We start from the raw sequence: 11415 nt of genomic DNA on the forward strand, positions 1-11415 counted from the left end.
CGGCTCAGCTCCCCTTGGGCGGCACGAGTTGCAGGTAGACGGTCGTCAGCACCAGATTCAGCACGAACAGCAACAGGAAGGTGATGACCACGGACTGGTTCACCGCGTCGCCGACGCCCTTCGGCCCGCCGCGCGGGTTGAGGCCGCGGTAGGAGGCGACGACGGCTGCGACGAAGCCGAAGATCAGCGCCTTGATCTCGCTGATCCACAGGTCCGGAAGCTGGGCCAGCGCGGAGAAACTCGCCAGGTACGCGCCCGGGGTGCCGCCCTGCATGATCACGTTGAAGAAGTAGCCGCCGAGCACGCCGACCACGCTGACCATGCCGTTGAGGAACACCGAGACGCCCATCGCGGCGAGCACCCGCGGCACGATCAGGCGCTGGATCGGCGAGACGCCGAGCACCTCCATCGCGTCGATCTCCTCGCGGATGGTGCGCGAGCCCAGGTCGGCGCACATCGCGCTGCCGCCGGCGCCCGCGATCAGCAGCGCGGTGACGATGGGGCTGGCCTGCTGGATGATCGCCAGCACGCTGGCCGCGCCGGTGAACGACTGCGCGCCGATCTGCGTGGTCAGCGAGCCGATGTGGAGCGCGATCACGGCGCCGAACGGGATCGAGACCAGCGCCGTCGGCAGGATCGAGACGCTCGCGATGAACCAGAACTGCTGCACCAGCTCCCGGAACTGGAACGGGCGGCGGAAGGTCAGCCGGACCACGTCGAGGGCCAGCGCGTAGAGCCGCCCGGTCTGCCGGAGCGCGGCGGCACCCGGGAACTGTGTCGCCATCCGAGCCTCCCAGCATTCCCCGGGCGCGGTGAATCACCCCGCGAGAGGCCTTTCCGGCTGGTCCGAATGGCGGACTCGCGTGCCGGGCAAATGCTTTTCCGGGTGTTACCGTGCGGTTTCGTTACTGGTCGGTACGCTAACCACGGGCCCGCTCGGAGACAAGAACTTGTCGCTGGTTACGCGGTCACGGCCTGGTAACCGCGAAATTCTTGTGTATTTCTGACAAAGGCGGCCGATCTTGTTGTCAGAGGTGGAAAAGAAAAATCCCGGTCCAGTCCGGACCGGGATCTTCTTGCCGCGGGTCAATTCTTGAGATCGGCCACGATCTCGTAGGAACGGACGCGGTCGGCGTGCCCGTGGACCATCGTGGTGACCATCAGCTCGTCCGCCGCGGTGTCGGCGAGCAACTGCTCGAGTCCCTTGCGGACGGTCTCGGGCGAGCCGATGATGCCGGAGCCGAAACGCTCGGCGAGGAACGCGCGGTCCATCTCCGTGTACGGGTATTCGGCGGCTTCCTCGGGCGTCGGCAGCGCGATCGGACGGCCGCGGCGCAGGCTCAGGAACGTCAGCCCGCTCGGGCCGGCGAGGAACTGCGCGCGCTCGTCCGTCTCAGCCGCGACGATGGAGACGCCGAGCATCACGTACGGCTCGGAGAGCACCTCGGACGGCTGGAAGTTCTCGCGGTAGAGCTGCACCGCGGGCAGCGTGTTCTCGGCGGCGAAGTGGTGCGCGAAGGAGAACGGCAGGCCCAGGCGACCGGCCAGCTGCGCGCTGAAGCCGGACGAGCCGAGCAGCCACACCGACGGCTTGTTGCCCTCGGCCGTCACCGCGTTCACGCCGCGGGCCGGGTCGTGCTCGAAGTAGTCGTTCAGCTCCAGCAGCTGCTCGGGGAAGTTCTCGGCGGACAGCCCGCCGGGCCCGCGCAGGGCGAGCGCCGTGCGCTGGTCGGTGCCCGGCGCGCGGCCGATGCCCAGGTCGATCCGGCCCGGGTGGAACGCCTCCAGCGTGCCGAACTGCTCGGCCACCACGAGCGGCGCGTGGTTCGGCAGCATGATGCCGCCGGAGCCGACGCGGATCGTCTCGGTGGCGTCGGCCACGTGCCCGATCATCACCACGGTGGCCGAGCTGGCGATGCCCGGCATGTTGTGGTGCTCGGCGAGCCAATAACGGTGATAGCCCAGCCGCTCGGCGTGCCGGGCCAGGTCGAGGGTGCTGCGCAGCGCGTCGCCGACCCCCCTCCCTTCCGAGACGGGGGAGAGGTCGAGCACGGACAGCGGGACGTCAGGCAGAGAACTCACATCCGGCGTAACGCGCGAGGGGCCTGTTCCCTTCCCGAGGCAACCTCCGTTTTTCGCCGCGCGGCTGCGGTGGACGTCACCTCGCTTCGGCCGGGGCCGGGCCGGGGCGTGGGCGGGGCGGCGGCGATCAGGCCGAGGGCAGCCAGTCCGGGTCCGAGGCCAGCACGATGAGCTGCTGGGTGGCACGGGTCAGCGCGACGTACAGCACCCGGCGGCCGGTGGTGGACTCGGTGACCAGCTCCATCGGCTCGACCAGGACCACGGCGTCGTACTCCAGGCCCTTGGAGTCGAGGCTGCCGACGACCTTCAGGCGCTCGTCCGCGGTGGCCGCGAACCAGGACGTGACTTCCGCGACGCGGTCCATCGCCGTGATCACGCCCACGGTGCCCTCGACGGAGCCGAGCAGCTCCTTCACCGCGCCCTGCGTCGCCGCCTCCATGCCGGTGCGCTCGACCGGGCGGACCTCCGGCGTGATGCCGGTGGTGCGCACCGCGCGCGGCAGCTCGTCGGCCTCCGCGTGGCCGATGACGACCTTCGCGGCCAGGTCGAAGATTTCCGCGGAGTTCCGGTAGTTCGTGCGCAGCGTGTAGCGGCGCCGGGCGGTCTTCGGGCCGAAGGCCTGGTCGCGCGCGGCCGCGGCCTCGTCCGGGTCCGGCCACGAGCTCTGCACCGGGTCGCCCACCACGGTCCAGCTCGCGTACTTGCCGCGGCGGCCGACCATGCGCCACTGCATCGGCGACAGGTCCTGCGACTCGTCGACGACCACGTGCGAGTACTCGTCGTAGTGCTCCGGGCGGTGCGTCGTGCCGCGCTGTTCCGGCTCCGCTTCGAGCACGGTCTGGCGGCGGCGGCGCTTCGGCTCCGGGCCGATCAGCACCCGCAGCTCGTCCAGGAGTGCGACGTCGGCCACCGACCAGCCGTGCGAGCGGTCCGCGAAATCGGCCGCCAGCATGGTGATCTCGCCGCGGTTCAGCACGCCCTTGGCCGCGGCCGCGAGCCGCTTCTCGCTGCCCAGCCACTTCAGGATCTGGGCCGGGTACAGCACCGGCCACCAGACGACCAGGAAGCGGTGGAACTCGATGCGCTCGCCGAGGTCCGTGATCAGCTCGGCGCGGTCGATCTGACGGCCGTCCTCCTTCGCGTACCCCTCGGCCTTCGCGGCCAGCGCGTCCAGAAGCAGCTCCGCGACGCGCACGCGTGAACGGTTCGGCGGCGCCCCCTGGGTGTGGGCCTTGCGCCGTACCTTCTCCAGCTCGTGCTCGGTGAGCTTCAGCACCTCGCCGCGGTAGACGATCCGCAGCTCGTCCGGCGCCTCCGGCGGGGTGTCGCGCAACGCGCGCAGCAGCACCCGCCGCATCCGCAGCGAGCCCTTCACCGCGGCCAGCGGCGAGCTGTCCTGGCGGGTCGCCTCGAGCCCGTCGAGCACTTCGCCGAGCGCGCGCAGCTCCACGTTCGTCTCGCCCATCGACGGCAACACCCGCGAGATGTACGAGGTGAACACCCCGGACGGCCCGATCACGAGCACGCCGGCGCCGCCCAGCTGACGGCGGTGGCGGTAGAGCAGGTACGCCGCGCGGTGCAGCGCCACGGCCGTCTTGCCGGTGCCCGGCCCGCCGGTGATCTCGGTGACCCCGCGCCACGGCGCGCGGATGACCTCGTCCTGCTCCTTCTGGATGGTGGCGACGATGTCGCGCATCTTCTCGCCGCGCGAGCGGCCCAGCGCGGCCATCAGCGCGCCCTCGCCGACGATCTGCATGTCCTCGGGCACGGCGTCGGCGATCAGCACGTCGTCGTCCACGTCCAGCACGTTCGGCCCGGAGCAGCGGATCACGCGGCGGCGCACCACGTCCATCGGCTCCTCGGCGGTCGCCTGGTAGAACGCCGCGGCCGCCGGGGCGCGCCAGTCGGTGACCAGGTTGTCGAACTCCGCGTCGCGGATGCCGAGCCGGCCGACGTAGATCAGCTCGCCGTCGCGGTGGTCGAGCCGGCCGAAGACCAGGCCCTCGTACTCCGCGTCCAGCGTCTGCAGCGTCTGGTTCGCGTGGTGGACCATCATGTCGCGCTCGAAGAGCATCGACGCCTGCTCGAAGATCGCCTCGCGCTGGGCGCCCTGCCCGATTTCGTAGCCCTTGGTGCGCATCGCCTCGGCCTGGGCTTTCAGCGCCGCGAGCTGGGTGTACACCCGGTCCACATGCGCCTGCTCCACGGCGATCTCAGCCCGCCTGACCCGGGGTTCGGACACGCATCGCTCCTTGAAGAATCTCGATCGCCCCATCAGGGCGAAGAACGACTCTACGCGTTGCGCGCGCGTGGTTCAGCATGTCCTGCCCAACACCACAGCCGGGGCCTCGGCGAAGATGGGGGAGTGACCAGGATCGTGGCCGGGAAGGCGGGCGGACGGCGGCTGAAGGTGCCGCCGAAGGGGACCCGCCCGACGTCCGAGCGGGTGCGGGAAGCCCTGTTCAACGCCCTCGACGTGGCCGGCGAGCTGGAGGGCGCGCGGGTCCTCGACCTCTATGCGGGCTCCGGCGCGCTCGGCCTCGAAGCCCTCTCCCGCGGCGCCGCCGACGCGTGGTTCGTCGAGGCCGACCGCCGGGCCGCCGACGTGCTCCGCGGGAACGTCGCCGACGTGGGCCTCGGCGGCACCGTGCGCGCCGCGCCGGTCGAGGCCGTGGTGGCCGCGCCGGCGCCCGCGCGCTTCGACCTCGTGCTGGCCGACCCGCCGTACGCCGTGGACGCCGCGGCGCTCGGGCGAGTGCTGGCCGCGCTCGACGAAGGCGGCTGGCTCGGCGAAGGCGCGCTCGTGGTGGTCGAACGGGCCGCTCGCGACGGCGCGCCCGACTGGCCCGCCGCTTTCACGCCGACCCGCGACAAGCGTTACGGCGACACGGCCCTGTACTGGGCTGAGTTCGGCGCGGAAACTCCGGGTGTGACGCAGTAGTCACGTGGTGCGCGCGCGGCCCCGTGGCTTGGTAGCGTCCGCCCATGCGGCGTGCGGTCTGTCCCGGTTCCTACGATCCGGCCACCAACGGACACCTCGACATCATCGAGCGGGCCTCCCTCCTCTTCGACGAGGTCGTCGTCGCGGTGGGGGTGAACAAGAGCAAGAAGGGCCTGTTCGAGGTCGAAGAGCGCATGGAGATGCTGCGCCTGATCACCGCGAAGCTGCCCAACGTGCGCGTCGACTCGTGGCAGGGCCTGCTCGTTGACTATTGCCGCGAGAACGACATCTCGGCCGTCGCGAAGGGCCTGCGCTCGGTCAGCGACTTCGACTACGAGCTGCAGATGGCGCAGATGAACCGCGAGCTCACCGGGCTCGAGACGCTGCTGATGGCCAACAACCCGGCGTACGGCTTCGTCTCCAGCTCGCTGGTGAAGGAGGTCGCGGCGCTCGGCGGCGACATCGAGAGCCTCGTCCCGCCGGTCGTGTTCGAGCGGCTCAAACAGGTCTTCCCGAAGCAGGACTGAGCAGGGCTGCGGCAAGTTCAGCGGGCGTATTCGCCCGAACGGGCGGCGACCATCGTCTGGACTTCGGCCGTCGGCCAAGACTGTTCACTTGGCGGTATCCTTATCGGCCATCCGATCGGGTTACGGTCCGAAAATGACCAACCATCGTTCCCGTTTAGCTGGTGTCCTTTTCGCACTGCTGGTCGGTTTCCTGGGGTTCGCGACGGCCGCGCAGGCCGCCCCCGCGGCTCCGGCCGCCCCGGCTGCGACCGCCTCGCCCGCCTCGGTCCTGCAGAACTCCTGCGGCGACCTTTCGGGCTTCACGCACACGGCGCTGTCCTCGCTGCCCGCCGAGGCGACGACCACGTACAACCTGATCCAGTCGGGAGGCCCCTTCCCGTACCCGAAGAACGACGGCGTCGTCTTCACCAACCGTGAGGGCATCCTCCCGTCCTGCTCCTCGTCGTACTACCACGAGTACACCGTGCCGACGCCCGGCGCGAGCAACCGCGGCACCCGCCGGATCATCACCGGCCAGGGCGGCGAGTACTTCTACACCGGCGACCACTACGCCACGTTCAGCGTGATCGACGTCAACGGCGGCGGGGGCGGCACCACCGCCTGCGGCGACCTCTCGAAGCTGGCCAAGGTCGGCTACTCCACCCTGTCGGCGGCCGCGAAGAACGTCGTGGACACCGTCAAGGGCGGCGCCTCGACCGGCACCACCTACCAGAACCGCGAAGGCGTCCTCCCGGCCTGCGCCGCGGGCTACTACCAGCTGTTCCCGGTGGGCACCAACGACCGCGTGATCACCGGCAAGGCCGGCGAGCTGGTCTACACCCCCGACCACTTCAGCACCTTCAAGGCCATCGACCTCAACTCCTGAGCCGACGCGCCCGTGCCGCCCTGCCCGCCCGGGCAGGGCGGCACTGTCGTTTCCCGGGGGTGTTTCGAAAGGGACACGCCCAGCTCGGCGCGCGTTCACCGGTTCCGCAGCCGCAGCAGGCAGACTGGACCACAGCGAACGGGGAATTCTGCTTGAGGGAGTGGCCGTGTACCGGGTTTTCGAGGCACTCGACGAGCTCGTCACGATCGTCGAAGAGGCACGCGGAGTGCCCATGACGTCCAGCTGCGTGGTGCCCCGTGGCGATGTCCTCGAGCTGCTCGACGACGTCCGCGACGCCCTGCCGGGCGAGGTCGACGACGCCCAGGACGTGCTCGACAAGCGCGACGACGTGCTGCACGCGGCCCGCAAGGAGGCGGGCGAGACCGTCTCCGGGGCCAACGAGGAGGCCGAGCGCACGCTGTCCGACGCGACGTCGGAGGCCGAGCGCATCCTGGCCGACGCCCGCGACCGCGCCGAGCAGATGATGGCCGACGCGCACAACGAGGCCGAGCGCATGGTCGCCGGCGGGCAGGCGGAGTACCAGAACCTGACCGACCGCTCGCGCGCCGAGTCCGAGCGGATGATCCAGGCCGGCCGCGACGCCTACGAGCGCGCCATCGAAGACGGCCGCGCCGAGCAGGTCCGGCTCGTCTCCCAGACCGAGGTGGTCCAGGCCGCACACGCCGAGTCCGCCCGGATCGTGGACGAGGCGCACGCCGAGGCCGACCGCCAGCGCGGCGAGTGCGACGTCTACGTGGACGGCAAGCTGGCGGAGTTCTCCGAGCTGCTGGCGACCACCCTGCGGACCGTCGACTCGGGCCGCAACCACCTGCGCTCCCCGGCGAACCTCGGCGGCAACGGCGGCCGGCCGACGCTGTACGACTACCAGGTCTGACCCATGCCCTGAAGGCCACCTTGAGAGACGTACATGCCCTGAAGGTGGCCTTCAGAGCATCCGGCAGAGAGCGCGCCCAGGTCGCCCGCGAGCCGTTGGGTGCGGCCAGCTCCAACGGGGTGGCGGACCCTGCGTACCCTGGTCACTGATGTCTGAGAACCCTGTTAACCCAGCCCGGCCGGCGCCGCTCGACGACCGCAGCCCCTGGGTGATCGACACCCGTGAGCTGGGCCGCCGCGCCGGCCTGAGCCGTGAGGTGCGCCGCTCCGTCCCGGTCGAGGTCGCGCTCGGCGTGCCCGGCGTGATCGCCATCGACGCGGGCTCCGCCGTCGAGCTGGACCTGATGCTCGAGTCCGTGGTCGAAGGCGTGCTGGTCAGCGGCACGGCGTCGGCCACCGCGCACGGCGCCTGCTCGCGCTGCCTCGACCCGGTGACCGAGGAGGTCGAGGTCGACATCACCGAGCTGTTCGCCTACCCCGGCTCGGCCACCGAGGAGACCACCGACGAGGACGAGATCCCCCGCCTGGTGGACGACCGGATCGACCTCGAGCCGACGGTGCGTGACGCCGTGGTGCTGGCGCTTCCGCTCGCGCCGCTGTGCGAGGAGGACTGCGCCGGGCTGTGCACCGAATGCGGCGTCAAGTGGGCCGATCTCGAGCCCGGACACGGGCATGAGAAGATAGATCCTCGGTGGGCCGCGCTCGTCGATCGTTTCGACGAGAACGCGGGCGAAAAGCCTGCGCACGGCTCCGGAGAGCAAGCCTGACGAGCGTCCAGCTCGATCCGGGAGAAGAAAGTTCGCTCGCGAGGCGCGAGCAGACCGTTTTAAGGAGATCTACTCGTGGCCGTCCCGAAGCGGAAGATGTCGCGATCCAACACGCGCTCCCGCCGCAGCCAGTGGAAGGCGGCTCCGGTTCAGCTGGTGCCCTGCTCCAACCGCGCCTGCCGCCAGCCCAAGCTCCAGCACATCGCGTGCCCGGCGTGCGGCCAGCACAACGGCCGCCAGGTCGTCGAGCCCGCCTGATCGGGCAGCCGGCCATGGGGGGCAAGTCAGCTGGTGGCGCACCGGCGGATCCCGCAGCCTTACTCGACGCGCTCGGGGTCGTTCTCGACCCCGAGCTGCTTCGGCTGTCCTTGACTCATCGCTCGTACGCGTACGAAAACGGCGGCCTGCCGCCGAACGAGCGGCTGGAGTTCCTCGGCGACGCGGTGCTGGGGCTGGTCGTCACCGACCACCTCTACACCACGCACCCCGATCTGCCCGAGGGTCAGCTCGCGAAGCTGCGGGCCAGTGTGGTCAACATGCACGCGCTGGCCGGAGTCTCGCGCGCGCTCGGTGAAGGTGGGCTCGGCGCGCACCTGCTGCTGGGCAAGGGCGAGGAACTGACCGGTGGCCGCGACAAGGCGAGCATCCTCGCCGACGGCCTCGAGGCCGTGATCGGCGCGGTGTACCTGGCGCACGGGATCGAGATCGCCCGCAAGCTGGTGCACCACCTGTTCGACGGCCTGCTCGCCGAGGCCCCGCTGCGTGGCGCGGGCCTCGACTGGAAGACCAGCCTGCAGGAGCTCACGGCGTCGGCCGGTCTCGGCGTGCCCGAGTACCGCGTCGAGGACACCGGTCCGGACCACCGCAAGGAGTTCACGGCCACGGTGCTCATCGGCGGCCGTCCGCTGGGCCACGGCTCCGGCACCACGAAGAAGGAAGCCGAGCAGAAGGCCGCCGAGACGGCCTGGCGCGCGCTTTCCGACGAGCTGGGCACCGAAGAAACCAGTACCGACGGCAAGGACCAGCCCGAGACCGAGGGCTGACCTCGTCGCCGAATTTCGCCGAAAGCCTGCTGCCGCCTCCCGATCCGGGAAGCGACAGCAGGCTTTCGGGGTTTGCGGGGCGGTTCAGACCACCCGCAGCTGGCCGCCGTCCACGATCAATTCGCTGCCGGTGATGTAGCTCGCCTGGTCCGAGGCGAGGAAGACCACCATCGCGGCGATCTCGGCCGGCTCGCCCAGGCGGCCGAGGGGGATGCCGCCGATGGTCTCGACGAAACCGGCCATCGCCGTTTCGTAGTCGATGCCCAGCTTCTTGGCGAAGCCTTCGATCCCCGATTCGACCAGCGGCGTGCGGGTCAAGCCGGGGGAGACGCGGTTGACCCGCACGCCCTGGCCCGCGATCGCCGAAGCCAGGGTCTTGCTGTACGTCGAGAGCGCCGCCTTCGAAGCCGCGTAGTCCACGCCGACGGCCTGCGGGAACCGGTTCACCGTGGACGTCACGTGCACCACCACCCCCGAACCGCGTTCGATCATGCCCGGCACCAGCTCGCGGTCCAGCCGGACCGCGCTGAGCAGGTTCGTTTCGAGCATGGCCAGCCAATCGCCGTCGCCGACCGACAGCGGGCCTTCAAGGTGGCCCTTGCTCGTGCCGACGTTGTCGACCAGCACGTCGACGCCGCCGAGCAGCCGCTCCGCCTCCCGCGCCAGGCGGATCAGGTCGTCGGGGTCGCGGGCGTCGGTCGCGACGAACCGGACGCCCTCGGGCAGCTCGGCCTCCGTGCGCGCGCTGGCCACGACGGTCGCGCCCGCCTCGGCGAACTGCTGCACCACCGCCAGGCCGATCCCGCGGGTCCCGCCCGTCACCAGCACGCGTTTGCCGCGCAGTCCGCTTTCCTCACCCATGCCGACGACCCTAGTGACGACGCCCCTAGTGACGCTGCCCCGTCCGAAACTGTCGTACCCGCCGGGCAGAATGAGGTCATGCCCGAACTACCCGAGGTGGAGGTCGTCCGCGCCGGCCTGGAAGCCCATGTCGCCGGCCGCACCGTGAGCAAGGTCGAAGTCCTGCACCCGCGCGCCATCCGGCGGCATGTGCTGGGGGCCGAGGACTTCACCGGCCGGCTCGCCGGGGTGCGGATCGACGCCGCCCGCCGCCGGGGGAAATACCTGTGGCTGGAGCTTTCCGGCGGTGAGGCGGTGCTGGCGCACCTCGGCATGAGTGGCCAGATGCTGGTGCAGCCCGAGGGCGCGCCGGACGAGAAGCACCTGCGCGTGCGCGTCCGGTTCGCCGACGACGGGCCGGAATTGCGGTTCGTCGACCAGCGCACGTTCGGCGGGCTGGCGCTCGACGAACTGGTGACCACCGACGGCGAGCAGCTGCCCGGCACCATCGCGCACATCGCGCGCGACCCGATGGACCCGAAGTTCGACGCGGCCGCGGCCGTGCGGGCGCTGCGCTCGCGGCGCACGGAGGTCAAGCGCGCGTTGCTGGACCAGACCTTGGTGTCCGGCGTCGGCAACATCTACGCCGACGAGGCGCTGTGGCGTTCGAAGCTGCACTGGGCCCGGCCGGCCGAGAAGCTGACCGCCGCGCAGGGCCGCGCCCTCGTCACCGCCGCCACCGAGGTGATGGACTCCTCGTTGCAAGCGGGTGGCACGTCGTTCGATGCGTTGTACGTCAACGTGAACGGGCAATCGGGCTACTTCGCGCGCTCCCTCGACGCGTACGGCCAGGAAGGACTACCGTGCCGCCGTTGTGGCACGGCGATCCGGCGGGAGCCGTTCATGAACCGCTCGTCCTACTCCTGCCCGCGCTGCCAGCCGCGGCCGCGCAGCTCGCGTTGATGCATCTCTGAAGGGCATCAACTAGGATGAAAAGCAGCTGAAGGGGGCGTCGCATGGTGGCCACGGAGTCCGGCAAGACTTCGCTTTCGGGCAAGATCGACCAGCTGTTCCACGTGGTGCGCCGGCCCGACCGTGAGCAGTACAGCCACGAGGAGGTCGCGCGCGCCTGCCGCGAGGCGACCGGGGAGAGCTTCTCCACCACGTACCTCTGGCAGCTGCGCACGGGGCGTCGCGACAATCCCACGAAGCGTCATCTCGAGGCTCTCGCTCAGTTCTTCGGCGTTCCTCCGGCATACTTCTTCGACGACGAGCAGAGTGTGAAAATCGCCGAGGAGCTGGCCCTGCTCGGCGCGCTGCGCGACGCGGGGGTCCGTGATGTGGCCTTGCGCGCGGTCACGCTCTCGTCGGATGGGCTCGACACGATCAGCGACATGATCGACGCGATCGCGCGGAGGGAGGCCGGCCGCGGCGGCGCGCAGAAGGAGGGCTGAGC

At 70.5% G+C, this 11415-nt stretch carries 13 protein-coding genes; 9 read left to right on the top strand and 4 right to left on the bottom strand.

Translation table 11 applies throughout. The features are described from left to right. Positions 1–4: 4 nt before the first annotated feature. The 3 genes from OG371_RS25365 to OG371_RS25375 form a co-directional block, all read right to left on the bottom strand. Complete coding sequence (locus OG371_RS25365) at positions 5–784, bottom strand: MlaE family ABC transporter permease (RefSeq protein ID WP_091623324.1); 780 nt, start codon at positions 782–784, stop codon at positions 5–7. 302 nt (positions 785–1086) lie between these two features. After that, entirely contained in the window at positions 1087–2082 is a 996-nt protein-coding gene (locus tag OG371_RS25370; RefSeq protein ID WP_329057608.1) for an LLM class flavin-dependent oxidoreductase, read from the bottom strand. A gap of 127 nt (positions 2083–2209) precedes the next feature. After that, on the bottom strand, positions 2210–4324 hold the full coding sequence (locus OG371_RS25375) for a HelD family protein (protein ID WP_329057610.1): 2115 nt from the start codon (positions 4322–4324) through the stop codon (positions 2210–2212). A gap of 123 nt (positions 4325–4447) precedes the next feature. On the opposite strand from OG371_RS25375, the gene rsmD reads away from it, so the two are divergent. From rsmD to rnc, 7 genes are all read left to right on the top strand, one after another. Then, positions 4448–5023: a 16S rRNA (guanine(966)-N(2))-methyltransferase RsmD gene (rsmD, locus tag OG371_RS25380; protein ID WP_329057612.1), complete on the top strand. Its 576-nt coding sequence runs from the start codon at positions 4448–4450 to the stop codon at positions 5021–5023. Between the two features lie 44 nt (positions 5024–5067). Then, entirely contained in the window at positions 5068–5550 is a 483-nt protein-coding gene (gene coaD / locus OG371_RS25385; protein ID WP_091623329.1) for a pantetheine-phosphate adenylyltransferase, read from the top strand. Between the two features lie 133 nt (positions 5551–5683). Then, a complete protein-coding gene (locus OG371_RS25390; protein WP_329057614.1) occupies positions 5684–6415 on the top strand; it encodes a ribonuclease domain-containing protein in 732 nt (243 codons plus the stop codon). Between the two features lie 166 nt (positions 6416–6581). After that, complete coding sequence (locus tag OG371_RS25395) at positions 6582–7310, top strand: DivIVA domain-containing protein (protein WP_329057616.1); 729 nt, start codon at positions 6582–6584, stop codon at positions 7308–7310. A 148-nt stretch (positions 7311–7458) separates the two neighbouring features. Further along, on the top strand, positions 7459–8076 hold the full coding sequence (locus tag OG371_RS25400; RefSeq protein WP_329057618.1) for a YceD family protein: 618 nt from the start codon (positions 7459–7461) through the stop codon (positions 8074–8076). Positions 8077–8151: 75 nt separating this feature from the next. Beyond that, positions 8152–8334 carry a 50S ribosomal protein L32 gene (rpmF, locus tag OG371_RS25405; protein ID WP_020661787.1) on the top strand — a complete coding sequence of 61 codons (183 nt, stop codon included), beginning with the start codon at positions 8152–8154 and terminating at the stop codon, positions 8332–8334. A gap of 14 nt (positions 8335–8348) precedes the next feature. After that, positions 8349–9119: a ribonuclease III gene (rnc, locus tag OG371_RS25410; protein WP_329057622.1), complete on the top strand. Its 771-nt coding sequence runs from the start codon at positions 8349–8351 to the stop codon at positions 9117–9119. 84 nt (positions 9120–9203) lie between these two features. Here rnc and OG371_RS25415 read toward each other — a convergent pair whose 3' ends face one another. Beyond that, positions 9204–9980 (bottom strand): oxidoreductase, encoded by a 777-nt coding sequence (locus OG371_RS25415; RefSeq protein ID WP_329057624.1) that lies wholly within the window; start codon positions 9978–9980, stop codon positions 9204–9206. Positions 9981–10058: 78 nt separating this feature from the next. Between OG371_RS25415 and mutM the strand changes: the two genes are divergently transcribed. Continuing rightward, a complete protein-coding gene (gene mutM / locus OG371_RS25420; RefSeq protein ID WP_329057625.1) occupies positions 10059–10922 on the top strand; it encodes a bifunctional DNA-formamidopyrimidine glycosylase/DNA-(apurinic or apyrimidinic site) lyase in 864 nt (287 codons plus the stop codon). A gap of 53 nt (positions 10923–10975) precedes the next feature. After that, positions 10976–11413, top strand: a complete 438-nt coding sequence (locus OG371_RS25425; RefSeq protein ID WP_177231612.1) for a helix-turn-helix domain-containing protein — start codon at positions 10976–10978, stop codon at positions 11411–11413. The last annotated feature ends 2 nt before the right edge of the window (positions 11414–11415 follow it).

It is taken from the genome of Amycolatopsis sp. NBC_01480 (genome assembly GCF_036227205.1).
In the GTDB taxonomy this organism is placed as follows: Bacteria; Actinomycetota; Actinomycetes; order Mycobacteriales; family Pseudonocardiaceae; genus Amycolatopsis.